This is a genomic window from Microcystis sp. MC19 (assembly GCF_003019735.1).
Classification (GTDB): domain Bacteria; phylum Cyanobacteriota; class Cyanobacteriia; order Cyanobacteriales; family Microcystaceae; genus Microcystis.
This window is the reverse complement of the sequence record NZ_CP020664.1, coordinates 3,667,212-3,690,893: the sequence shown is the minus strand read 5'-3', so window position 1 is coordinate 3,690,893 and position 23,682 is coordinate 3,667,212. Positions and strand designations below refer to the sequence as shown.

At 41.1% G+C, this 23,682-nt stretch carries 21 protein-coding genes and 1 pseudogene; 13 read left to right on the top strand and 9 right to left on the bottom strand.

The window, feature by feature from the left end:
- Positions 1 to 6 precede the first annotated feature (6 nt).
- Both B5D77_RS18770 and B5D77_RS18765 read left to right on the top strand, forming a co-directional pair.
- Positions 7 to 582, top strand: a complete 576-nt coding sequence (locus tag B5D77_RS18770) for a DUF4334 domain-containing protein (protein WP_008203810.1) — start codon at positions 7 to 9, stop codon at positions 580 to 582.
- A 65-nt stretch (positions 583 to 647) separates the two neighbouring features.
- Positions 648 to 1,571, top strand: a complete 924-nt coding sequence (locus B5D77_RS18765) for a hypothetical protein (RefSeq protein ID WP_008203808.1) — start codon at positions 648 to 650, stop codon at positions 1,569 to 1,571.
- A 321-nt stretch (positions 1,572 to 1,892) separates the two neighbouring features.
- Here the strand turns inward: B5D77_RS18765 and B5D77_RS18755 are convergent, their stop codons facing one another.
- A complete protein-coding gene (locus tag B5D77_RS18755; protein ID WP_008203806.1) occupies positions 1,893 to 2,540 on the bottom strand; it encodes a Coq4 family protein in 648 nt (215 codons plus the stop codon).
- Positions 2,541 to 2,610: 70 nt separating this feature from the next.
- Positions 2,611 to 2,901: a YiaA/YiaB family inner membrane protein gene (locus B5D77_RS18750; protein ID WP_106909417.1), complete on the bottom strand. Its 291-nt coding sequence runs from the start codon at positions 2,899 to 2,901 to the stop codon at positions 2,611 to 2,613.
- 159 nt (positions 2,902 to 3,060) lie between these two features.
- On the opposite strand from B5D77_RS18750, the gene B5D77_RS18745 reads away from it, so the two are divergent.
- The 6 genes from B5D77_RS18745 (at position 3,061) to B5D77_RS18720 (ending at position 8,798) form a co-directional block, all read left to right on the top strand.
- Complete coding sequence (locus B5D77_RS18745) at positions 3,061 to 4,056, top strand: hypothetical protein (protein WP_106909416.1); 996 nt, start codon at positions 3,061 to 3,063, stop codon at positions 4,054 to 4,056.
- A gap of 192 nt (positions 4,057 to 4,248) precedes the next feature.
- Complete coding sequence (locus B5D77_RS18740; protein ID WP_106909415.1) at positions 4,249 to 5,565, top strand: P-loop NTPase fold protein; 1,317 nt, start codon at positions 4,249 to 4,251, stop codon at positions 5,563 to 5,565.
- 102 nt (positions 5,566 to 5,667) lie between these two features.
- Complete coding sequence (locus tag B5D77_RS18735) at positions 5,668 to 7,596, top strand: tetratricopeptide repeat protein (protein WP_106909414.1); 1,929 nt, start codon at positions 5,668 to 5,670, stop codon at positions 7,594 to 7,596.
- Between the two features lie 36 nt (positions 7,597 to 7,632).
- A complete protein-coding gene (locus B5D77_RS18730; RefSeq protein WP_002780190.1) occupies positions 7,633 to 7,845 on the top strand; it encodes a hypothetical protein in 213 nt (70 codons plus the stop codon).
- A 306-nt stretch (positions 7,846 to 8,151) separates the two neighbouring features.
- Positions 8,152 to 8,415 (top strand): type II toxin-antitoxin system Phd/YefM family antitoxin, encoded by a 264-nt coding sequence (locus tag B5D77_RS18725; protein WP_002796475.1) that lies wholly within the window; start codon positions 8,152 to 8,154, stop codon positions 8,413 to 8,415.
- Positions 8,412 to 8,798 (top strand): type II toxin-antitoxin system VapC family toxin, encoded by a 387-nt coding sequence (locus B5D77_RS18720; protein ID WP_106909413.1) that lies wholly within the window; start codon positions 8,412 to 8,414, stop codon positions 8,796 to 8,798. Before B5D77_RS18725 ends, B5D77_RS18720 begins: the two co-directional genes overlap by 4 nt.
- Before the next feature lie 372 nt (positions 8,799 to 9,170).
- Here B5D77_RS18720 and B5D77_RS18715 read toward each other — a convergent pair whose 3' ends face one another.
- Positions 9,171 to 10,655, bottom strand: coding sequence for a glycosyl hydrolase family 57 (locus B5D77_RS18715; protein ID WP_039900272.1), 1,485 nt, complete (start codon positions 10,653 to 10,655; stop codon positions 9,171 to 9,173).
- Between the two features lie 269 nt (positions 10,656 to 10,924).
- Between B5D77_RS18715 and B5D77_RS18710 the strand changes: the two genes are divergently transcribed.
- Both B5D77_RS18710 and B5D77_RS18705 read left to right on the top strand, forming a co-directional pair.
- Entirely contained in the window at positions 10,925 to 12,232 is a 1,308-nt protein-coding gene (locus B5D77_RS18710) for a hemolysin family protein (protein WP_008203781.1), read from the top strand.
- A gap of 36 nt (positions 12,233 to 12,268) precedes the next feature.
- Positions 12,269 to 13,063 (top strand): Rpn family recombination-promoting nuclease/putative transposase, encoded by a 795-nt coding sequence (locus tag B5D77_RS18705; RefSeq protein ID WP_008203779.1) that lies wholly within the window; start codon positions 12,269 to 12,271, stop codon positions 13,061 to 13,063.
- Between the two features lie 35 nt (positions 13,064 to 13,098).
- Here the strand turns inward: B5D77_RS18705 and B5D77_RS18700 are convergent, their stop codons facing one another.
- Positions 13,099 to 14,436, bottom strand: coding sequence for a proton extrusion protein PcxA (locus B5D77_RS18700; protein WP_106909412.1), 1,338 nt, complete (start codon positions 14,434 to 14,436; stop codon positions 13,099 to 13,101).
- Positions 14,437 to 14,513: 77 nt separating this feature from the next.
- Here B5D77_RS18700 and B5D77_RS18695 point away from each other — a divergent pair, with 77 nt between their 5' ends.
- Positions 14,514 to 16,601: a hypothetical protein gene (locus B5D77_RS18695; protein WP_008203774.1), complete on the top strand. Its 2,088-nt coding sequence runs from the start codon at positions 14,514 to 14,516 to the stop codon at positions 16,599 to 16,601.
- 97 nt (positions 16,602 to 16,698) lie between these two features.
- On the opposite strand, the gene B5D77_RS18690 is transcribed toward B5D77_RS18695, so the two are convergent.
- The 5 genes and pseudogenes from B5D77_RS18690 to hypE all read right to left on the bottom strand — a co-directional run bounded on the left by B5D77_RS18690 (position 16,699) and on the right by hypE (position 19,927).
- Positions 16,699 to 16,827, bottom strand: a complete 129-nt coding sequence (locus B5D77_RS18690) for a DNA adenine methylase (RefSeq protein WP_232306212.1) — start codon at positions 16,825 to 16,827, stop codon at positions 16,699 to 16,701.
- A 110-nt stretch (positions 16,828 to 16,937) separates the two neighbouring features.
- A pseudogene (locus B5D77_RS18685) lies at positions 16,938 to 17,285 on the bottom strand (type II toxin-antitoxin system HigA family antitoxin).
- A gap of 46 nt (positions 17,286 to 17,331) precedes the next feature.
- The gene (hypB, locus tag B5D77_RS18680; RefSeq protein WP_002796462.1) at positions 17,332 to 18,144 is read right to left on the bottom strand and encodes a hydrogenase nickel incorporation protein HypB; all 813 of its coding nucleotides are present in this window, start codon (positions 18,142 to 18,144) and stop codon (positions 17,332 to 17,334) included.
- On the bottom strand, positions 18,135 to 18,479 hold the full coding sequence (locus B5D77_RS18675; protein ID WP_002732104.1) for a hydrogenase maturation nickel metallochaperone HypA: 345 nt from the start codon (positions 18,477 to 18,479) through the stop codon (positions 18,135 to 18,137). Before B5D77_RS18675 ends, hypB begins: the two co-directional genes overlap by 10 nt.
- A gap of 377 nt (positions 18,480 to 18,856) precedes the next feature.
- Positions 18,857 to 19,927, bottom strand: a complete 1,071-nt coding sequence (gene hypE, locus B5D77_RS18670) for a hydrogenase expression/formation protein HypE (RefSeq protein WP_106909411.1) — start codon at positions 19,925 to 19,927, stop codon at positions 18,857 to 18,859.
- Between the two features lie 230 nt (positions 19,928 to 20,157).
- On the opposite strand from hypE, the gene B5D77_RS18665 reads away from it, so the two are divergent.
- Positions 20,158 to 21,051 (top strand): hypothetical protein, encoded by an 894-nt coding sequence (locus tag B5D77_RS18665; protein WP_008203766.1) that lies wholly within the window; start codon positions 20,158 to 20,160, stop codon positions 21,049 to 21,051.
- A gap of 67 nt (positions 21,052 to 21,118) precedes the next feature.
- Positions 21,119 to 23,587 carry an ATP-dependent DNA helicase RecG gene (gene recG, locus B5D77_RS18660; RefSeq protein WP_008203765.1) on the top strand — a complete coding sequence of 823 codons (2,469 nt, stop codon included), beginning with the start codon at positions 21,119 to 21,121 and terminating at the stop codon, positions 23,585 to 23,587.
- Positions 23,588 to 23,682 lie beyond the last annotated feature (95 nt).

The following is a 23,682-nucleotide window of genomic DNA, read 5'->3' as shown; positions in this document are numbered from 1 at the left end:
GAGACAATGGAAACATTAGAATTAGAAAGCTGCCAGTCGATTCTTAAAGCTGGTCAAACGACGACCGAAAGAGCGTTAGAATTATTTGACGCTCTCGAACCCGTGAGTTTAGACTTTATGCTCGGTGTTTGGCAAGGTTCTGGACTTCAGACAAATCACCCCATGGATGGTTTATTAGAAGCATCTAATTGGTATGGTAAAGAGTTTGTCGATACCGAGAATGTCCACCCCCTGTTATTTTTAGATGGTCAGGGAAAAATTTTTAAGGTAGCACCCAATCCCACGGCCATGAACTGGATTGTTAAGCTGCCGATACTGAAAAATAATTCTCTGAAACCTTTACTGATGCTGACCAACTCCTTGCTAAAAACAGAGACAAGTCAGGCTAGACTGCGAATGATGGAATATCGGGACAAAGTCAGCGCCACGATGATTTATGATTATTTGCCGATTAATGACTCTTTTCGGAAAGTAGATGATAATACGGTGCTGGGAATTATGGATTTTAAAAACTCTCCCCAGCCTTTCTTTTTTGTTCTCAAGCGATGTCAAAGACCTCTTAATTCTTCCGGTTCGATTTAAACCTTTCATTATTGACGATATAATAAGATTATTACCGTCCTTTTTCGGCTCGATTATCAATTGCAATGACTCGCCAAATTCACGACCAATTTGCTAAGGAGTATTTAGAGGAATTGTTAGCACCTCTAGGGACAATTAGAAAGAGCAAGAAAGTAAAAAGTGAGGTTCAAGAAATTGATGTCTGGTTTGAACCGGCCAGTTCACCATCAAGGAATAAACTCCCTTTAGGGTTACTCGGAAAAATGGCGGCGACTTCCTGCTTGTTTGAACCTTTCCGCAACTCTCCCTCAGAAATAGAGATTCGCAGTTGTATATCAAAGTTATATACTGTTCATAATGACCTCCTAAGGAAGGCGAAACGCTCAAACAAAGCTCTGACTGCAGCAGAATTGCCAGTTTTATGGATTTTAACGCCCACCTTTTCAGCTAGAATGATTCAAGGATTCAGGGCTGACAGCGATGAGAGTAATTGGTTGAAAGGGGTTTACTTTTTAGCTGACTTCCTCAAAACAGCCATAGTCGCCATCCATCAATTACCGGTGAATGAAGACACTTTATGGTTGAGGGTTTTAGGAAAAGGAGGAACTCAGAAACGAGCCGTAGAAGAGTTAGTTGAACTTCCCCAACCTAACCCTTTTCGAGAAAATTTACTAGAAATCTTGGCCAACTGGCGCAAGAATTTAGAGTTGAGGGATAATTTAAGTACAGAGGAACAGGAGGTCATTATGAACTTATCACCAGCTTATCTAAAGCAGCGAGAAGATTGGAAAGAAGAGGGAAAACAAGAAGGAAAACAAGAAGGCACTTTAGAAGAACGTCAATCGATGATAGCCAGTCTTCTGGAAGGAAGGTTCGGAACTCTAGATTCGGAATTATCCGCTCTGGTGGAACGAATTGCCCAACTTCCCATCTCGGAACGCACCGAGTTAATTCTTTCTCTGGCGAATTTATCCCGCTCCGCACTATTAGAAAGATTGAGAGACAATTAAATTTTCAGTCCGCTTCAGCCTTAAATCCTGATGGTGGAGAGAGTCCTTAGTCTGACAGGGATTCCCATCATACTAAAAGGTTAGCAAAAATTTTTGAGTTTGTCAAGTCTTTTGCTAAAAAAAGGCTGAAATTTTTTGGCTCTCTTAGGTTTGGTGGGCAAAATGTATTCTAAGATACATTCTTCCTAGCGAGCGAGTGGAAGGAACCACAAAGACACAAAGGACACAAAGATTGATCGATCCTATATAAGTTAAACTTATCACACAGAACCTAGAAGAGCCATTTTTTCAGCCCGATAATTATCTGTATTGTCTCTTAGTTTAGTTTTTAGAGGAGACAATCGCCAATTCTTGCCGCCAAACTAGCAGGGATTTCTCCCAAGCTAGTTCCCATTTTTGCGCCAAAAAAGGTCGAGTATTTTTGCCCAAATTATAGGCGATGACAATCTCTTCCCAGAGAGAATGTAAGGAAAATGGAGAAGAAAATAAAGCTCCCAATAATCCCCCTAAAAGTATGACAATAGCTAGAGGGCGACGAGTTTGACTTAACTCAAAAGCTTTCAGTTGCAATTCTCCCATGCCATCGACACCAAAACCCGTTACTATATGCCAGATATCGTGAGTTTGCCGTAGGCGAAGCAGCAGATAATCTGTATCAGAATTTACCTGAATAGACCGATAAAAATTAGGATCAAAATTGAGACTAATTAGGTGAGTAGCATAATGATAACCCAGGGAATCTTCAGGGAGTTTTAGCAGGGTTTCTAAACAGGGACTAGCGGCTAGATATCTTTGGGCAATCATTTGGGCAGTAGCTCGATCGCTTTTAACATATTGCAAAGATAATCGCTGTAACCAACTCTCTTTTAAGCCATCTTCAATATCATATACAGACAGAATGTTACTGGGATTTTGTAAAAGAGAAATTATTCCTTTGGTGACACTGAGTAGATTAGTTGTGAATAGCATATAAACTCTCCTAAGTCAGAAAAAAGAGTGAAAATAATCGAAAAAACTGATAACCAATAACTGGGAAAAACTACTCCTTATAGGGATCGTACTGACTCAATATCCGTTCTAACTTTGCTTCGTCAATGCGATTAATTAAGCGTTTAGATTCTTCGACATCGCGGACAGTTTTTGATAAATTAATGGTCGAACCGACGCTAAATAGTAAACCCATGCCTAAATAACCTTTAATCCACGCATCTACTGGTAGATAAATAACTCCTAAAGAAGTGGCAGAAATAGAGACAATAAAAGATAACCAAGTTTGAAAAATCCACGCTTGAGTATGACTGGGAGCAGTACCGTATTTTTTATCGTTCATAATCGTCTCCTAAATGTTTCTACACCCATTTTGTCGGTTCTAGAGGTGCAACAACAATGAGCGCTATCTAGTAGGGGGAGGGTTGAGAACTGGGGTGAAGTGGGGTGAAGTGGGGTGAAGTATCAAGTATAATCGTTGTCAGAATCTAGGACCGAAAAGATGGAGAGCAAACACCTGAAAATTTGGTATTCTTGGGAAAAACAAGAACAAATGATCGAGCGCTTAGTGGGGAGAGTGGGATTAACCCGGGTGCGTGCCACTTGTTTTCTGCGTCTCTGGATTTATGCGATCGCCAAGGAGGCACAGGCAAAACCCCCTTTATCCCAGTTAATTTTTCCCACCACTGCCATTATATGTACCCATCGGCAAGCATCGGATTTATTTTATCAGGATCAGGACCAGGGCAGCGAACGCTCGGCGGGTATGATGTTAGATAAATTAGCGGCCCTTGGTTTAATTGAAAAAATTTTTGACGGCAACACAACCAGAATTAAAATCAAGCCAATTACGGGGATTTTAGAGCCTGATAGCTCGGAATCATCTGTAGAATTGCAATTAGATCAATTTAATCCCCGTTGTGATGCGATTCCTGTGGCTAACTTGCTGACACGCAATTATAACTGGATGAATCGCAATGCTGAAGCAATTCCCCATCGCATTTCTCGTCTGTTGCGGGGTTGGTCAAAAGATTACACCACAGGTATGCGAGTTTTGCGTCGGGTAGATAATCTTAATCCCGTCGGTTTTTATCTCCTCTATCCCACCGCAAACGAGTCGGAAGCGAATTTTTTTACCTCTCCTAACAAGAGTTTACATCTAAGTGCGATCAACGAACAGGATCCTTTTAAAATGGCATCTGTGGGAGATGAAAATTGTCTTTCGGTATTTATTCGCAGTTGGATGATTGATGCTAATTATTTAGAAAAATATCGTTTAATCTTCCTGCAAGATGCCCAAAAAACTCTCCAGAGAATGACCTTAGATTTTCCTAATCTCTGCGATTTACATACTTTGATTATTCATCCCGATTATGAGAAATTAGCCGCCGCCTTGGGATTTCAAAAAACTATTCAGGAATCCCCAAACTCTATTTATTGGATGTATTTAGGACTCGATCGCTTTTTATCCCTAGATATGAGTGCAATTCAATTTTAATCGGGAGTGGGGAAATTATGAATTATGAATTATGAATTATGAATTGGGGAGTGGGGAGTAGGGGGAAAAAATCCATAACTGGGTTTTTGAAGTTCGATCGAGAGTTAGTCGTAATATTAAAAGCGGATTCGGTATAACATCTTGTCAATAAGTATTGTTATAATAATGACATCAATTAAGCTATAGTCGCCTATGTCTGAACAATTGATCGCTAATCTTGCTAATGCCTTTAAACCAGTTCCTTTACCTGCTGGTAGTCCCTTTTATGTGGATCTAAAAGCAGTGAGAGCGGATGCTGATGTTTGTCAAGATTTAGGCATAAAAATTATTCGTTCGCTGCCAACAGACTACACCCATCAACTCTACACAGGACATCGAGGAGGGGGGAAATCCACGGAATTATTGCGGCTGAAAAAATATCTAGAGCAAAAAAATTGTTTTGTTGTTTATTTTGCGGCAGATGAAGACGATATCGATCCAGAAGATGCTCAATATACAGATATTCTCATTGCCTGTACGCGCCATTTGTTAGAACAACTAAAACAGGCTAATTCAACCCCCTTAAAAAACTGGATAAAATCCCGTTGGCAGGATTTAATTGATTTAGCTTTAACAGAGATTAAAGTGGAAGATGTCAAATTAGAAACGGGAGACTTGATTAAATATTTTGGTAAAATGTCTGCGGCGATTCGGGCAATTCCCAGTCAAAGACAAGAAATAAGAAATAAAATCAATCCTCATACTGTTACGCTGTTAACAGCACTAAATGAGTTTATTGATAATAGCAAAACTGTCTTAGATGATTCAACAAAATTAGTGGTAATTGTTGATAACTTAGATCGCATTGTACCGATATATCGGCGAGATCATAAAACTAATCATGATGAGATTTTTTTAGATCGAGCTAATCAATTAAAGGGGTTAAATTGTCATTTGATTTATACTATACCTATTTCAATGGCCTATTCTAATCGGGCCAATGATCTACGCGATATTTATGATAATGACCCGATGGTTTTACCGATGATTATGATCCGCAATCTTGATCGTACTATTAATCCTGATGGTATGGCAAAAATTAAGGCTATTATTGAGAAAAGAACGCAGCAATTTTTACCGAAGAAAAAGCTAGAAACAGATATTTTTGAAAGTCAAGAAGTTCTGGAGCGATTATGTTTAATGACTGGAGGTCATGTACGAAACCTAATTTTATTAATGCAAACCGCTTTAGATCATGTGGATGCTTTACCTATTACCGCAAAAGCTGCTCAAAGAGCAATAACTCAAGCTAGAGATGTCTATCAGAGAACAGTAGAACATGAGCAGTGGAAAATTCTGGCTAAGGTATATCGTACCAACGAAATTCAAAATGATGAAGCTCATCGTAAATTATTATTCAATCGTTGTATTTTACAATATGCTTATTTTGATGCAGATGCAGAGTTGAAAAGTTGGTATGATGTGCATCCTTTAATTACCAAAATTAAGGAGTTTAATGATGAATTATGAATTATGAATGATGAATTATGAATGATGAATGGGGAGCGGGAAACAGGGAACAGGTGAGAAAATTAGTGTACCTCATAAATCTGAATACAGCTATATATAATAATGACAAACCCAAAAGTAAAACCCTTAACTAACTCTCAGGAATCGGATTTTGAAGGATTGCGAGAAGAGCAACCCCTAACAGCAGCAGAATCCTATCAAGCATTACTGCGATCGCTGAGACGAAAAAATGGCTTTAATTTACTCTTTGTTCGCTGTTCTCCCGTGCAAGCTGATGAGATTATTCGGGGAATCAGTCAAGATTTACCTAATAAAAATATTCAAGTCCTGCAGCTTGATTCAGAAACCGATAATTTGTATGAGAAAATTGTCGATCTACCAAATCATACCAATCTAAACATTCTTTTCGTGCGCGGTTTAGAAAATGCACTACTGCGCTACGAAGAAGCGGAAAGTGAAGGCTATTTCTTATCGAGTCAAAGTCCAGTTTATGGGGGAACCTGGGCCGGAGTTCCTAAGATTTTAGGCTATTTAAACCTATCCCGTGAGCGATTTGAGCGGCAATTTCCCTTTACTTTAGTATTCTTATTGCCGGAATTTGCCTTGCGGTATTTTATTCGTCGTGCGTCGGATTTTTTTGATTGGTATTCGGGAGTTTATGAATTTCCGACGGATAAGGACATATTGGAAAGAGAAATTAGAAGACTGGTTTATTTAGACGGCGATCTCGATACCTATCAGCAATTTACTCCCCAACAACGACAGGAAAAGTTAGCCGAAATTAAGGCCTATTTAAGCGATTCCCCATCTCTCGATCCTGTTCGAGCATCTGAATTGTGGCATAAAAAAGGACTAATTCATGCAATGGGAAAAGAATACGAACAAGCGATCGCATCCTTCGATCGAGCTTTAGAAATTAAACCCGATAAGCATGAAGCTTGGAACAACCGAGGGGTTGCGTTAGATATTTTAGGCATATTTGAACAAGCGATCGCCTCTTACGACAAAGCTTTAGAAATTAAACCCGATGACCATGAAGCTTGGTACGGCCGAGGGTTTGCGTTAGGTAATTTAGGCAGATTTGCAGAAGCGATCGCATCTTACGACAAAGCTTTAGAAATTAAACCCGATGACCATGAAGCTTGGTACAACCGAGGGTTTGCGTTAGATGATTTAGGCAGATTTGCAGAAGCGATCGCATCTTACGACAAAGCTTTAGAAATTAAACCCGATGACCATGAAGCTTGGTACGGCCGAGGGTTTGCGTTAGGTAATTTAGGCAGATTTGCAGAAGCGATCGCATCTTACGACAAAGCTTTAGAAATTAAACCCGATGACCATGAAGCTTGGTACGGCCGAGGGTTTGCGTTAGGTAATTTAGGCAGATTTGCAGAAGCGATCGCCTCCTTCGATCAAGCTTTAGAAATTAAACCCGATTACCATCAAGCTTGGTACGGCCGAGGGTTTGCGTTAGGTAATTTAGGCAGATTAGAAGAAGCGATCGCCTCTTACGACAAAGCTTTAGAAATTAAACCCGATTACCATCAAGCTTGGTACGGCCGAGGGTTTGCGTTAGATGATTTAGGCAGATTTGCAGAAGCGATCGCATCCTACGATCGAGCTTTAGAAATTAAACCCGATTTGCATGAAGCTTGGAACAACCGAGGGATTGCGTTAAGGAATTTACGCAGATTTGAACAAGCGATCGCATCCTACGATCGAGCTTTAGAAATTAAACCCGATTTGCATGAAGCTTGGAACAACCGAGGGATTGCGTTAAGGAATTTACGCAGATTTGAACAAGCGATCGCATCCTACGATCGAGCTTTAGAAATTAATTCAAATTATGCTAATACTTACTACAATAAAGCTTGCTGTTATGGCTTACAAAATAATGTGGAATTAGCTATCGAAAACTTACAAAGCGCCATCAATCTTGATGTCAAATATCAGGATATGGCGAAAACAGATAAAGATTTTGAGCAGATTCGGGGAGATGAGCGGTTTCAGAGTTTCCTAAATCGAGTATAATAATATATATTTGTATTTTAGCTAAGGAGATATTCTATGACTAACACCTACACAGCTATCATTCAGCCAGACGGAGATTGGTGGATTGGTTGGATAGAAGAAATTCCGGGAGTTAACTGTCAAGAAGCATCTCGTGATCAGTTATTAGAAACCCTAAAAATTACTCTTAGCGAAGCATTAGAATTGAATAAACAGGAAGCAATTGCCGCTACAAAGGGAAACTACCAAGAAGAGAAAATTGTTGTATGAAACGCAAACAGTTTATCGATCACGTCCTGTAGGGGCGAAGCATTCGGATAGGAAATCTACGGTTTCAGCGATAAGTTATTGCCCGAATGCTTCGCCCGTACTTTTTCAGCAAGTCCTAGCCATTCTTGGTGGTTTAACCCCCAATTAAATAAAAGATCTGCGATTCCAAGACATACCGGAGTGATAATTATCACAATTGGGCAATTCAGCAATGGGAAAAAGTTGCCAACCCTTTATTAACTTGTGAGGCAGTTATCACTGAATCCTGTTTTATTTTGTGAAGTAAATAAAGAGAGAAAATTATTCATGTCAAACAAAACTATTGATCTCAATCAAGTACAGTTAACTTTACAAGAACTACTTGCCTTAATAAAGGTAGATACTGAAATTATTATAACCGAAGGAAACAAGCCTGTAGCTCGTCTAATTCCTTGGGGAGATACTGAAAAAACAACGTCTGAAACTCCTTCTCCTAAGTTACGACAACCAGGACTACACGCTGGAAAAATTGGGACTAGCGAAGATTTTGATGAGCCACTTCCTGAAGAATTTTGGACAGGTGAATCATGAAATTTCTTTTAGATACCCATACATTTATTTGGTGGGATAGCGAACCAGAAAAACTCTCTCAAAGAGCTTTAGAACTGTGTAGAGATCCTAGTAATACGCTATTACTTAGTATTACAAGTATTTGGGAAATGCAAATCAAACTACAACTAGGTAAACTATCACTCAAGATACCTTTAGCAGAAATGATTAATACTCAGCAGGAAACTAACCAAATTGGCCTTTTATCAATTACAGTCAGCCATGTTTTAGCTTTAAATACTTTACCTAACATCCATAAAGATCCATTTGACCGCTTGTTAGTTACTCAAGCTAATCTTGAAAATGCTAGACTGATTAGCCATGATTCAATATTAGCAAAATATCCTGTTCAGATAGATTGGTAGATAGTTTCAATATCTTCGAGATTCGAGAAGAGATAAGCTAAGACGCATTTAAACCGCTTATTTTTAAATTAGCCGAACCTCCCCCAATCCCTTTACTGTTGCCTTTTGCCTCGTCTCAACAAGCAATTTAAATTACGAACAGCTTACCTTTTTTCCTCTCATGGTGGCATAACGTCTGTTTCTGGGACTTTTTTGGCTAAAAAAGCGCAAAACCATTGTCTAGTAATGCTTCCAGTTATATTCAGCTAACCCTAATTAAATCTTCTAGCTTTTTGAGATCAATGCCGGTAGCGGTCGTTATCGGGGAACATCACCTAGTAATATTTTTGTATTACTAGGGCGCAGAATCTGCACCCTAGATACCTTACCATCTTAGCGGGTTAAGGCCGCGCCTCTTTCGTACAAAGTGCGGGCATAATCGGTCCAAGTACCCTGGCCCCAATAACGAAAACAACTGGTTTGCAGGAGCAAATTATAAAGCAGTGCCTCCAGATAATCCGGTCGTCGGGTGAAGCTAGAATCCGCCTGTACCAAAGGATCATATTTCTCGTGGAATTGAGCGCTTAATTGGTTCATCGGTTCCAGGACATTTTCGTAACCGCGCACCCAACTGAGATCATTTGTCCAAGATGCCCCATCCATGCTAAAACGGTGGTCGGTCTGTTTTAACTCAGCGATCGCCTGTTCCACTGCTTCCGGGGTAGCGGCATCGGGATTAACTCGCTGCCAGATTTTATGCTGGTGTACGGCTTGAATTGGCGGATAATCTTGGGGATTAACACCAGCGGCCTCGATTAACTCCAGATATTCCGTGCCGTTAAATCCTGCCACACTGGAACCTCCCCGCATTTCCCGCCAAGGAGTGGGAAAATCGCGAGGAAATTCATTCATCATCACGCCACCATTTTCACCGTCGGCAATCTGGGAACCAAGGGAAGGAACCCAAAGGCCGCCGATTTGCTGTTTACCGTGGGATTTGGCCTCGTGGTAGGGTTGCATTTGGGCGACCAATTTGGTGTCGGAACCCTGGGTTTTAATCAAAGCAGTAATCGCAATCACTTCACCGCGAGAATTACGGGCCACCAGGCGATTAGGAATATATTTTTGTTCCTGACTCAATCCCGAACCGTCGAGATTTTCCACCGAGTGTTCCTGTACCAATAACCAACGATAGCCGCATTCTTTCAGAGCTTTAATATACTCGTAGAGGGTATCAGGATGGTTAGGAAGGTGCATTTCCGGGGGAGAGAACCCTTTGACTCGTTTCAGAGCATCCGGGCCAAAAATCGAGGCAAAATAGGTTTGCCATGCTTGCATCTGTAATTTTAGATCAGGAATCGGTGTGGAAGGGGCTACCGCATGACTCCACATCGTCCCCAACCATTCCACATAGGGTTGATATTGACTGTTACAGGTGATTAATTTGAGTTTATCGAGGATATCCTGCCGTCCCATCTGTACCAAACCCCAGAGGAGATTGCCGGAATAATCGAGCATAATCCGGGGATTACAGCCTTCCGCCACCAATTCCGGGATAAAATCGCCCATGCGACTGTAACACCAGGCAAAAACGCTGGCATTATGGTTATCACCATCCCCTTGATGCTCGAACATATACTGGAGATTGCAGATTAATTCACCGTTAACACCCGCGGGGATGGTGGGTTGGTGCATATGCAAGGCACAGGCAAAACCAGCCTCAATATTGTCTAATTTGAGATTTGTCGTCGGTAAAAAGATCGGATCATCGTGATTGACAATCGCCGCGATTTCCTGTTCCCAACCGCAAATAGTCGGTAGTCCGGGGCGGATTTCCGTCATAGCGTTCGATTTCGATGATACGGGTGTAGCGATCATAATTTTTCAGGCGAATAGATTGAGATAGTTTGTCCCCACTCTCCCAGGGACAACTTTTTTTTACTGGCAACAGGTCACTCTTGACTGTTCACTGCTAACTGAGCTAAGAGCGCGAACTTTATCCTATCCCATTTATACTGGGAGTACCCCCCCTCCCGACACAAGCCTTCGTAACTCGTTAAAAATCAAGATGATTCTTTACTGAACTTAACCGATCCTCGCACTATGATCCAAACAACTATCCGCCCTTTTACCTGTAAATTCTAACCATGTTCTCGGCGACTACCGAAATTCTTGTTATCTTCTTCCTCATCCTCCTCAATGGAGTCTTTGCTCTCTCGGAAATTGCCATTGTCTCGGCCCGCAAAATCCGTTTGGAACAATTAGCCAGAGATGATCGACGGGCGGCGGTGGCCTTAAAATTGGCCAATGATCCCAATCAAATTTTATCGACGGTGCAGATTGGCATTACCCTCGTGGGAATCTTTGCCGGGGCCTACGGAGGAGCGAATTTGTCGGCAAGTGTGGCGAAATTATTAGCGCAAGTTCCTGTTTTAGCCCCCTACAATCAAGCTTTGGGATTAGGATTAGTGGTGTTAATTATTACCTATCTATCCCTGGTGGTGGGGGAATTAGTGCCGAAACGTTTAGGTTTAAGTAATCCCGAAAAAATCGCTATCCTTGTTGCAGGTCCTCTCGATCGCTTATCGAAAATTGTTTCGCCTGTTGTCCATCTTTTGAGTCAATCGACTAATCTGATTCTCGGTTTGTTGGGGATTAGCGGTAATAATAATGATTCCCCAATTACGGAGGAAGAATTGAAAATTATGCTTAAACAGGGAACCGAAGCGGGAACCTTTGAGGAAGCAGAACAGGATATGGTGGAAAGGGTGTTAGGATTGGGCGATCGCCGAGTCAGTCAGATTATGACCACGCGTCCGGATGTTGTTTGGCTAGATTTGGAAGATGGTGCCGAAATTAACCGCCAGAAGCTGATTGAGAGCAATCATACCCGTTTTCCCGTGTGTCAGGGCAGTTTAGATGAGGTTTTGGGGGTAATTGAAGTCACAGACTTATTAGCGGATTGTTTAACCGGTGAAAGTTTCGACCTAACGAAGGATTTACAGCAGCCGCTTTTTGTGCCGGAAAGCACTAGGGGTTTAAAGGTTTTAGAATTGGTGCAGCAAAGTGGTCATCATATTGCCTTGGTAGTGGATGAGTACGGGGTGATTCAAGGATTGGTGACGCGCAAGGATATTTTAGAGGCAATTGTCGGCGATTTACCCCAATTAGATAATATTGAAGATGCTCAGATCGTGCAGCGGGAAGATGGTTCTTGGTTGATCGATGGCACAGTGGCGATCGAAGATTTTAAAGAATTATTTGAAATCAGTGAATTACCCGGGGAAAAACAGGGCAATTATCACACTTTAGGGGGTTTTATTATTACCCATCTTGGCAGGATTCCGGGGGCTGCCGATCATTTTGAATGGCAAAGGTTGCGTTTGGAAGTGGTGGATATGGACGGTAATCGCGTCGATAAGGTGTTAGTTACGCTCTTGTTGGATGATTTGTAAGTAATTGTTAGTAAATATCTAGATTATTTTAAGCTTGTGAAGACCGATACAATTTTTTATCAACTCTTGCAAACTTTTCCTGGTTTAATTTTTGAATTACTGGGAGAATCAACCCAGAAAGCTGAAAATTATCAATTCTCCTCCCGAGAAATCAAAGAATTAGCTCGTCGTTTTGACGGTATTTTTTTACCGACCACAGCAGCACCGGAACTAATTATTTACTTTGTTGAAGTGCAATTTCAGGATAAAAGTGATTTTTATTGGCGGTTTTTAACAGAAATTGTCATCTATCTCAATCAGTATAAACCCGTTCAGGATTGGATGGCTGTAGCTTTATTTGCCTCCAGGGATCTCGATCATAATTTTCCCTATCAACTGCGGGGATTTGAGATAACGGGACAGATCAGACGTATTTATTTAGATGAATTAATCGATAGTCCAGATTTGTCTCTGGGTTTAGGAATTATTCAGTTAATCGTCGCTACACCCCAATTAGCACAGCAACGAGGAAAACCACTTTTAGAAAAAGCGATCGCTCAAATTGATGATCTAGTTTTCCAGCAAAAAGTTATAGAATTAATTGAAAGAACCTTAGCCTATAAATTTACTAATCTTAGTCGCACGGAGTTAGAAGCTATGTTCGGATTAGATGATCTCAGACAGACTCGACTTTATCAAGAAGCTAAAGAAGAAGGTCGTGAAGAAGCTAAAACTGAAGCGATCGCTGGTTTACTAGCTTTAGGTTTAAGTATAGAACAGATTGCCACTGCTTTGCAATTAGAATCTACCAAAGTACAAGAGACGGCAGCCAAATTATCCCCCCCAAATTAGAAGGATAAATTATCAAGTTTCTCCCTGATTTTACCCTATTCATTCATATTACGATAGGTAGCCACTGCCGAGGGAGAAATGCGATTGAGATAACGGAAAATCCAATATTTTAAGACTGTATCCAAGATAACGGGAAAAGTGGCGATAAAGAGAAAATTAAACTCGCGATTTTCCGGCAAACCGAAATGACGACTTAAACCTTCTAGGATCACTTCCCAACCGTGGGGAGAGTGGAAACCGACAAATATATCGGTAAAGAGAATAATTAAAAAAGCCTTAGCTGAATCGCTAAGATTGTAGAGAATGCCATCAAGAAAAGACTTGACAATCTCGATTTCCCGACGACTAAAAGCGATAACAAAACCAAAGGCAATCAGGGAACAAATATCGGCGAAAATATTAGCGATCGCATTTAAACCTCGTTGGCGAAATTCTTCACTTAGTACCGCCGCTTTTTTAGTAATTTCTCCCTCGATTTCTTCGTTAGATAATTTGGGTGCTAAACCAATCATACCTCGAAAATGTAAAGCTTCTTCAAATCTTCTCAATTCCGAAAAAGCTTCTTCTTCTAAATCCTGATTGATAAAAATAAACTGTTCATGCCGTTGGAAATATTTATTAACCAAGGGGGTAATCAGGAAAGTTTTGGTTAATTGTTGGGTTAATAAAGGAACAATAATTAACAGTAAAATAAACTTGAGAGAAATGGCTGTTTTATAACGAGAATTGCGAAATTTCTTTAAAACTGCCTCCTCGGATTCCTCCGCTTGCGGATCGATTTCCTGTTTAATGCGATTAAAAGTATTGACAAAAGAACGGGGTAAAACCCCCGGTTTTTCCGTAGCTTTTTGGGATTTATTACTTTTGATTATTTCCTCCTCTTCAGGACTACCGGCCGCTAAAAAAGAGCGATTTCTGGAAGTCTTATTTTTGTCTGTTTCCTGCTCAAAATTTCGGTTCTGGAGACTTTTGGGGACATCTTCAAGATCTTCTTGCCAATAATTACCTTGATATTTTCCGATAACACTATCGATAAACTGAAGTTTTTTCAGACAAACATCTGTGGTGACAGTAATCACCCCATTATTAATTGTCGGTTGATTGGGTCCGAAAGTATTAACGATCGAGCGACTAGCTTTAAACTCAGTCAATCTGACTTTAATTTTTTGCAGATAACCTTTAACTTCTGCGATAAAATAGGAATTAGTGGTAGTGCCATAATTCGAGAACCCATTGGCCACTTTTCGCCCTTGAAAATGCTTGTCTTCTATCTCCTTAATCTTCAAAGCTGCATGATACGCCTCATCTAAAGAACGTTCAGGAGTTTGTAATAACCATTGATTAACACCTTGCAAAATCCGATTAAGATTCATAGAAAACAATTACTTCCACAAGGAAAAAAGCTAGAGTACCGATCAGTCATCTTAACAAATACAATCGAGAAAAAACGATGTCAATCATACCAATTTGGATCGAAGGTGGCACGAGATCAGGAAAAACCACCGCTTTAGTCGGGGAATTTCGGCGCTGGGTGTCTCGCGAGCGCTCAAAATCATCCCCCCTTCCCCGATCGATCTTAGTTTTCGCTGCCAACGATGATAATAAACGGGAATTAGCCGATCAATTAGCCGTTGCCGTTAAGGGTAGCTATCCGATTCTCTGCAAAACCCCTTTAGGTTTTCTCACCGATGAAGTCATCCTGTTTTGGCCGTTAATTTTCGAGTTTTTGGGGCTAAAAGCGCAATTTCCCCGCCGATTACGCCCAGAAACGGAGCAGGAACTCGCCACCCGTCTCTGGCAACCAGCGATCGCTAAATTCTTCCAGCTTACTAGCATAAATGAATATCGTTTCGTCCGTCAAGTTCTCGATCTGTTACAATTAGCCGGCGCTAGTGGTGTTCCCGCAGAAAAGATACCGGAAAGATTAGCCGAGGGATTATCAGAAACAGATTTAAAACGAGTTTTAGCGATTAATGAGCAGGAAACACCAGAAAAAGTGGGAGAATTAATCATTCAATGGCGTGATTGGTCTCTAGAACGTGGTTTATTAAGTTATGGTATCATCTACGAACTCTATTGGCGCTATTTATTCCCTGATAGTCGTTATCAACAGCAACTATTAAAACGCTTCCGGGCAGTTTTTGCGGACGATGTGGACGATTATCCGGCTATTGCCAAGGATTTACTCAGTTTTTTCCTCGATCATGATTGTTTTAGCGTTTTTACCTACAATCCCCAGGGAAAAATCCGCTTAGGATTAACTGCCGATCCCGATTATCTACAAAAATTAGCAACACGCTGTCAAATTATGCCATTATCTACCACTAAGGGGTTAGCTGCTCAGTTTAGCGAGACGATTCTCTCCTTAGTCAGCGACGGTAACTATCTTGGCAATCTTCCCGATCAATTCATCTCCCTGCAAACCACCTCTCGCGCTGAATTGTTACGGAAGACAGCCACAGCTATTATTCAAGCAGTCAAGCAAGGAGCAGTAAAAGCCGAAGAAATCGCCGTTATTGCCCCCGGTTTAGACGAAATCGCCCGTTATAGCCTGATGGAAATTTTAACCGGTGCAGGGATAGCCGTTCAACCCCTCAACGAACAACGACCCCTGATCAGTTGTCCTCTGATTCGAGCATTATTGACCCTTCTCGCCCTTGTTTACCCAAATTTGGGGCGTTTAGCCCCCCAAGAGGCCCTAGCGGAAATGCTGGTGATTTTCAGCCGTTATCGCTGGGATGAAGAAGAGTTAATTCCCGATATCGATCCGGTCCGCGCTGGATTAATTGCCGATTATTGTTATCAAGTGCATCCGGAAAATCCCCGTTTATTAGTGAGCGAAACTTTTCCCCGTTGGGATCGCTTAGGACAAAAAGCTTGTACTGCCTACGAAAGAATTTGTCACTGGATCGAAGGGATGAAAAAACGGCAGCAAGAAGCGAAACTTTTCCCGATTTTTGTCTTAAATCAAGCGATCGAACAATTATTAAACGATGGGGAAAATTTGCCCTTCGATCACTTGGCAGCTTTGCGAGAATTAATGGAAACTGCCCAACATTTTTGGGAGATTGATCGCCGTTTGCGTGAGAGTGAACCCTCTTTTCAAAGTCCCAGCGACACTATTAGTCAGTTTATCCAACTTTTGCGCCGTGGTACAATTACCGCTAATCCCTATCCTGTGCGACAATTTATTAAATCTTCCTCGGCAGTTACCCTAGGCAATATCTTTCAATATCGTTCTTTTCGTTCTAGTCATCGTTGGCATTTTTGGCTAGATTGTTCCTCTCCACTCTGGGAACAAGGAGGTGCTGCTACTCTTTTTGCTGCGCCAATTTTTTGGCGAGAAAGTCCCTATCAACGCTGGACAACAGAAGCAGAATTAGAGGAAAATCAGTCCCGTTTACAGAGAGTTTTAAGGGATTTATTAGCAAGGGTAAGCGAAAAAGTTATACTCTGTCACAGTGATTTAGGAGTATCGGGAACCGATCAAACCGGACAACTTTTATCCTTAGTACAAGCGGCAAAAGAATATGATTAGGTACTAGAACAAAATTAACTTTTTGGTTAGGATAGGCACTCAGGCAATAGGCAAGAGGCAAAAGGGGAAATAAATAATCAGTTTTTAATAACTATATTTAATATAAGGCCTTTTTGGGTTGTAAATTAAAAGCTACCAACCCCAGACCACAAAAGGGTTCTATCCAGCGATAAAAGTTTAGCGAATCAGCAAAACTTTTGATCGATGATACCAGTTTAGTTTTCATACCTTAACATTTAATCGGTGGAACAATGACGATTGTTTTCATTGGCAGTTAATATCAACTTAAATGAATACACTGGGGGAAACATTGAAAATCTATCCTAAAATTTTACCTTAAGCTTTACTAATCTATCGCTTGCCATTAACAATTTCTGAAACCACACCCTTAGAACCAATTTTACCAACTAAATCAGCTTGTTTCCTGTTGTTAGCTGACATTAAGTGTAATAATACTTCCTGTGGTGAAGCTGGTTCGGGTTGAGGTTGTTTGACATCAAAATCCTGAATAATTGTCGCCATTAATTTAACCATCGCGGTTTCTTCTGGTAGTCGATCCTGTTTACTCATTAGATTAAGCAGAAGATGACGCGCTTGCTCATATTCTTCTTCATTTTCAATAATCTTGGGTTGAAATTTAGTCAACAGTTGATTATAAATATTGTCATCAAGTGCTAGAGTCATTTTTCTTTCGGTTAGACTGAACTTTTTGGGTGTGTTACTGCTTAACTTAAACCAGCGATTTTAACCAACTGTACCAAGCATCTAAACCTTCTCCTGTGGTAGCGGAAACTTGAAAAACTTTCAAATTGGGATTAACTTGATAGGCATAATCTAAACAGCGATCGAGGTTAAAATTAACGTAGGGTAGTAGGTCTATTTTTGTCAAGATCATGACTTGAGAAGCGTGGAACATATAGGGATATTTAATCGGTTTATCTTCTCCTTCGGTGACGGAAAGAATGACGACTTTGGCATTTTCTCCCAAATCAAATAAAGCAGGACAAACTAGATTACCGACATTTTCGATCATGACTAAAGAATTCATCGGTGGATCGAGTTCGATTAATCCTCTCTCTACCATTGATGCTTCTAAATGACAACCTGTTCCGGTGTTAATTTGGATAACCTGACAACCGGTTTCACTAATTTTTTGGGCATCATTGGCAGTTGCTTGATCTCCCTCAATCACACTGATAGGAATAGCGGTTTTTAAATCGGCAATTGTGCGAGTTAACAGGGTAGTTTTTCCCGAACCGGGAGAAGAAACCAGATTAAGAGCAACAGTTTTTCTCCCCTTCAACCAACCGCGATTTTGTGCCGCTAACAGATTATTTTTTGCCAGCAGATTTTGCTCAACTTGGAGAATGTTGCCATGAATTTGAGCGTGAATTTCCGCGGGATGATGGGGATGCTCATGATCGTGATCGTGATGGCTATGACTAATAACAGTACCATCGGCTAAAATATGTTCATGGGTTCCCGTTTGCGGATTAGTTACCGTCACTTCCGAGTTATCAGAACAACCACAGGTTACACACATAAGGATTCTGTCTCCAACGATTTGAGATTTAATTCTTGTCCCTGTAAAATGATTATATTGCGACTACCACATCGATCGCAGATTCCGTAGGGATATTCTAGTTCTAGCTCATTTCCGCAATCTTGGCACTGTCCTAAACCAGAAATTTCCAGAATCTCTAACATTGCCCCCTCTATATTAGTACCTTGACAACAGGTATCAAAACAAAAAGCGATCGATTCTGGCATAATTGCCGTTAGTTTACCAATCTCTAACACCACGCGCTTAACTTTCATTCCTCGGGAATGTTCTAAGGCAAGTTCGATAATATTTTGGGTGATTCCTAGTTCGTGCATTTTCAGTTATCAGTTATCAGTGATCAGTTATCAGTTATCAGTTATCAGTTATCAGTTATCAGTTATCAGTTATCAAGGAAATTTCAACTAAAACCCCAAAACCCCAACTATTTGAGGGTTCAAAACAGCAAAAATAAGGATTAAATTGCCTAAAATCTGTAAATAGACCATTTAATTGATTATTATTCATTTTTAATTCTCCTGACTACTGACTACTGACTACTGACTCCTGACTACTGACTACTGACTACTGACTACTGACTCCTGACTCCTGACTACTGACTACTGACTCCTGACTACTGACTCCTGACTACTGACTCCTGACTACTGACTCCTGACTTCTAACCCTAACAACAAACTTTTTCAGCAAACCCTAATTAACATATTCTCGGTAATTGTTCACCGACTAACATATCGAGAATCCTTTTAGTGCCGAAAGGGGTTTTTAAGTAAACTAAATTGGGGGGAGAAGCGACGACTTCCCCGATAGAAGCGGCATTTTTACCGTCAGGATGGGAACGCATCACTGCTAAAACGCGATTTTCCGCCTCCGGAGGCACGACAAGGACTAATTTGCCCTCATTTGCCAGATAAAGCGGTTCTAAGCCCAATAATTCGCACATTCCTCGCACTTCTTCCCGGATGGGGATCGCCGTTTCCTGTACCTGTATTCCCACCCCTGAACTTTGGGCAAATTCGTTTAAAACCGTGGCTAATCCGCCTCTAGTGGCATCCCGCATCGCTTTAACTTCCGGGCAAACGGCCAGAATTGCAGAAATTAAAGAATTCAGGGCTTGACAATCGCTTTCGATTGTGCATTGCAGGTCTAATTCGCCCCTAGCAATCAGAATGGCGGCTCCGTGATCCCCCAGAAAACCGTTCAGCAAAATGCGATCGCCAACTTGTAAATTATTCGCCCCGGAATTGATTCCAGCCGGAATTACTCCCACTCCAGAGGTATTAATAAATATTTGATCTCCTTGTCCCTTGGGAACGACTTTTGTATCCCCAGTGACGATTTTTACTGCTGCTTTTTCGGCGGCTATTTTCATGCTGGTAACGATGGTTTTTAGGGTGTCGATAGATAAACCTTCTTCGAGGATAAAACTACAACTGAGATAGAGAGGAATTGCCCCACCGACAGCCAAATCATTAACAGTTCCATTGACTGCTAAACTGCCAATATCACCCCCCGGAAAGAATAGGGGAGAAACCACATAGGAATCGGTGGTAAATGCCAAGCGATCGCCTATTCCAGCTAAATCTTTAATTTCAAATCGGGCTTGATCTTCAAGGGTTGCCAGTAGGTTATTATCAAAGTTATTAACGAATATCTCATTAATTAAATCCCGCATTGCGCTGCCACCGCTGCCATGGGAGAGAGTGATATTTGTGTCAGTAATTTTTGTTTTTTTTAATCTTAAAGAAGCTGAAGGAGTGCTAGTCATAGGTGAGGTAGGAAGTTTTCATTTTGGCGAGTCGCTGGTCGATAGCAAATTAGGTTAGACTTTATCTTGATCAGAAACGCTAGTGAAATTTAAAGACGATCAACGCGGCACAGATTCCAGTTTACCTTCTTTTCGTCTGAACATCTCCCCCTGGTCAGGGCGCTATAGCTGACAGTGAGTCGCTATAATAGAGTTCGCCGATCGCTAACTTCTCCCTCGGTAAAATCTCTATGACTGGAAGACTGAACAAGCTACAACAAGATTTAAAGAACATAGAAACGGAAGTGGCAAATTTAGCCGAAAAAATGCGAGAAAAATACCGAATTTATCTTGATTTACTCGGTGAATCTCTCTATAAACAGGAGATCGGGGCAGTGTATTATATCTGTACCCGTTACTATGGGGGGGAATTTCTGGCTCTCTCCCACAGCAATCGTCAGAAACTGCAAGAGGAGATCAAAACTCTAGGACAAGAGGCTAAAGCCAGTTTACAGCAATTGGGTGAGCGGAGCTTCGATCGAGGGGCATTTTCAGGGGTAGGATTGCCAAAAAGTCCAGCAGAGACAGTTAACACCCCAGATTTCTTGAAACTTTTTCTAAACAAACCGGAAAATCTAGCCGCAACTGGAGAGATTAATAACCCCGATATTTTACTCCATTGTTGTCGAGTGCTGGAAAAAAACTGTATCGAGATTCTCAATCATCTCTCTAAACAAATTAATCAGCAACTACAAAAAGCTTATATTCTTCCCCCTCATCTACCCAGTCAAATTATCGATATGGCAATTGAAGCGGGAGAAGAAAGACAGTCTCTAGGGGGAGGAAATAATATGTTAAACATTCTAGTGGAAGCTAAAAACCCTGAACCAGAGGAGGAAAAAGATGAAGATGAAAATGATGGGGATGATCAGGATTTTTCAAGCGGCAAAGTTACTAAAGTAACGGCAATTCATCTACGAATGGCTGAACTGGAATTTGCTGATGCTCGCTTAAGTGTCGAAAGAAATCAAATTCGCTCCCTTTGGGAACAATTAAATCGTCTAGGAGAACAATATCATCGTATTCGCAAAGAATATACTATCGCTCAAGCGGAAGCGGCGTGGCGCAGTAGTTGGTATGATTAATCAGTTATAATTAAACAGAGGTATTAGGGAAACATAATACTAGGAAATTTGGAGTCAAGAGGCAATTATGAAAGGGGAAATACCCGACTGGGTGAGATTACAAAAAGCCTTATCTGTGGAAGCGGAAAAAGGTTATCCAGATCTTCAGGGAAATCAATACCGTTTTAGCGAGTTTTTGTGTCTTAGTTTCGGGGATAATCCTCCCGTGGGAATTGCCACCAGTGAGAGAAATCGCTGGCGAGAATTAGCCCAAAAATTTGCCCAATATTCCCAATTTAATCCCAAACAAAGACAACAATTAGTCGTCGAAACTCGCAATTTTTTGCAACAATTACGGCAAACTTTAGAAGCAACCCCTACCCCAAAAGAACCAGCTGCGGCAAAAATTATTAATACCACTCCCATCACGGCAAAGGCTAATTCTCCACGGCAAGTTACCCTCGAACAACCCTTGAAATATCTAGCGGAAGTGGGAGAGAGAAAAGCCAGTCTTTTAGAAAGATTAAACCTCCACAAAGTTGAAGATTTATTATATTATTATCCCCGGGATCATGTGGATTACAGTCGTCAAGTCAATATCGCTAATTTAACCGAGGGGGAAACGGTAACTTTAGTGGGGAATGTCAAGCGCTCTAATTGTTTTACTAGCCCCAAAAATACCAAGTTAGCTATCTTTGAATTGCTCTTACAGGATCGCACTGGACAGATAAAATTAAACCGTTTTTATGCGGGAACTCGCTATACTAATCGTGCTTGGCAGGAAGGACAAAAAAAACTCTATCCCGTCGGTTCGGTGGTGGCGGTTAGTGGTTTAGTCAAAGCGGGAAAATATGGGTTAACTTTAGAAAATCCTGAATTTGAATTATTGGACAGTTCTGGGGCAAGTATTGAGTCCTTAAAAATCGGGCGTATTCTGCCGGTTTATCCCCTCACCGATGGAGTACCAGCCGACCTAATTAGGAAGGCTGTAGTCGCCGCTTTTGGGGCAGTAGAGGCGATAAAAGACCCCCTACCTTTCGGTCTAAGAAAACAATACGGATTAATCGATTTAAAAACAGCAATTACTAACATTCATTTTCCCAATAATTCCGAGAGCCTCAGTCAAGCGCGACGGCGATTAGTCTTTGATGAATTCTTCTTTTTACAATTGGGTTTTCTGCGGCGGCGGCAACAGTATCGTCAGACACAGAAAAGTGCCGTTTTTAGTGCTAGGGGTCAATTAATCGATCAATTTAATCAGATAATTCCCTTTCAATTAACCAATGCTCAAAAACGAGTTATTGAGGAAATTTTAGAGGACTTAGATTCTAGCACCCCGATGAATCGTCTGGTGCAGGGGGATGTGGGTTCTGGCAAAACAATTGTCGGAGTTTATGCTATTTTAGCGGCCCTACAATCCGGTTATCAAGCGGCATTAATGGCTCCCACGGAAGTTTTAGCGGAACAACATTATCGTAAGTTAGTTAGCTGGTTTAATCTCTTACATTTACCCGTAGAATTATTAACTGGTTCCACAAAAACCGCTAAACGGCGAGAAATTCACGCCCAATTAGAGACAGGAGAATTACCACTTTTAGTGGGAACTCATGCCCTAATTCAAGATGCAGTTAATTTCCGCAAATTAGGTTTAGTTGTTATTGATGAACAGCATCGCTTTGGGGTACAACAAAGGGCAAGATTATTAAGCAAAGGAGAGTCTCCCCACGTTTTAACCATGACAGCAACACCGATTCCCCGTACTTTAGCTTTAACCCTACATGGGGATTTAGATGTGAGTCAAATTGACGAATTACCCCCCGGCAGACAACCGATTCAAACCACCGCTTTAAATGGGAATCAAAGAAGGGCTGCCTATGATTTAATTCGCCGAGAAATTGCCCAAGGCAGACAAGCTTATGTGATTTTTCCCTTGATTGAAGAATCGGAAAAATTAGATGTGAGGGCTGCAGTGGAAGAATATCAAAATTTATCAGAAAAGATTTTTCCCAATTTTAATATCGGTTTACTCCATGGTCGCATGAGTTCCGCCGAAAAAGAGGAAATCTTAACAGCTTTTCGCGATAATATTCTGCAAATTATTGTCTCAACTACGGTTATCGAAGTGGGGGTGGATGTTCCCAATGCCACGGTGATGTTAATTGAAAATGCCGAACGTTTTGGCCTTTCACAATTACATCAATTACGGGGGCGCGTAGGCAGAGGTTCCCATCAATCCTATTGTTTACTTTTAAGTGGCACTAATAGTGCTAATTCTCGTCAAAGATTGACGGTTTTGGAACAATCCCAAGACGGCTTTTTTATCTCGGAAATGGATATGCGATTTCGCGGTCCGGGGGAAGTTTTAGGACAACGACAATCGGGTTTACCAGATTTTGCCCTCGCTAGTTTAGTCGAGGATCAAGAGGTGTTAGTTTTGGCAAGAGATGCCGCCGAAAAAATTATGTTAGATGATCCCCATTTAATCACTTTGCCCAATTTGAAACAAGCTTTAGAAGCCAAATATCAACGGATGTTAGGAGCGGATATTTTAACTTGATTTAGATGTTCAGTGATCAGTAATACTAAATCCAGTTATTAAAAACTGATTATTTATTCTCCGTTTTGCAGGAGTGCCTCTCTTGATATGTGGCC

Excerpts from the sequence above, each read along its gene's own strand:
- B5D77_RS18740 (WP_106909415.1), top strand. The coding sequence starts at position 4,249 with ATGTCTGAACAATTGATCGCTAATCTTGCTAATGCCTTTAAACCAGTT.
- B5D77_RS18770 (WP_008203810.1), top strand. The coding sequence starts at position 7 with ATGGAAACATTAGAATTAGAAAGCTGCCAGTCGATTCTTAAAGCTGGT.
- B5D77_RS18690 (WP_232306212.1), bottom strand. The coding sequence starts at position 16,827 with ATGAAAACTAAACTGGTATCATCGATCAAAAGTTTTGCTGATTCGCTA.
- B5D77_RS18675 (WP_002732104.1), bottom strand. The coding sequence starts at position 18,479 with ATGCACGAACTAGGAATCACCCAAAATATTATCGAACTTGCCTTAGAA.
- B5D77_RS18745 (WP_106909416.1), top strand. The coding sequence starts at position 3,061 with ATGGAGAGCAAACACCTGAAAATTTGGTATTCTTGGGAAAAACAAGAA.
- B5D77_RS18765 (WP_008203808.1), top strand. The coding sequence starts at position 648 with ATGACTCGCCAAATTCACGACCAATTTGCTAAGGAGTATTTAGAGGAA.
- B5D77_RS18730 (WP_002780190.1), top strand. The coding sequence starts at position 7,633 with ATGACTAACACCTACACAGCTATCATTCAGCCAGACGGAGATTGGTGG.
- B5D77_RS18720 (WP_106909413.1), top strand. The coding sequence starts at position 8,412 with ATGAAATTTCTTTTAGATACCCATACATTTATTTGGTGGGATAGCGAA.
- B5D77_RS18710 (WP_008203781.1), top strand. The coding sequence starts at position 10,925 with ATGTTCTCGGCGACTACCGAAATTCTTGTTATCTTCTTCCTCATCCTC.
- B5D77_RS18700 (WP_106909412.1), bottom strand. The coding sequence starts at position 14,436 with ATGAATCTTAATCGGATTTTGCAAGGTGTTAATCAATGGTTATTACAA.
- B5D77_RS18735 (WP_106909414.1), top strand. The coding sequence starts at position 5,668 with ATGACAAACCCAAAAGTAAAACCCTTAACTAACTCTCAGGAATCGGAT.
- hypE (WP_106909411.1), bottom strand. The coding sequence starts at position 19,927 with ATGACTAGCACTCCTTCAGCTTCTTTAAGATTAAAAAAAACAAAAATT.
- B5D77_RS18755 (WP_008203806.1), bottom strand. The coding sequence starts at position 2,540 with ATGCTATTCACAACTAATCTACTCAGTGTCACCAAAGGAATAATTTCT.
- B5D77_RS18665 (WP_008203766.1), top strand. The coding sequence starts at position 20,158 with ATGACTGGAAGACTGAACAAGCTACAACAAGATTTAAAGAACATAGAA.
- recG (WP_008203765.1), top strand. The coding sequence starts at position 21,119 with ATGAAAGGGGAAATACCCGACTGGGTGAGATTACAAAAAGCCTTATCT.
- B5D77_RS18695 (WP_008203774.1), top strand. The coding sequence starts at position 14,514 with ATGTCAATCATACCAATTTGGATCGAAGGTGGCACGAGATCAGGAAAA.
- B5D77_RS18725 (WP_002796475.1), top strand. The coding sequence starts at position 8,152 with ATGTCAAACAAAACTATTGATCTCAATCAAGTACAGTTAACTTTACAA.
- B5D77_RS18715 (WP_039900272.1), bottom strand. The coding sequence starts at position 10,655 with ATGATCGCTACACCCGTATCATCGAAATCGAACGCTATGACGGAAATC.
- hypB (WP_002796462.1), bottom strand. The coding sequence starts at position 18,144 with ATGTGTGTAACCTGTGGTTGTTCTGATAACTCGGAAGTGACGGTAACT.
- B5D77_RS18750 (WP_106909417.1), bottom strand. The coding sequence starts at position 2,901 with ATGAACGATAAAAAATACGGTACTGCTCCCAGTCATACTCAAGCGTGG.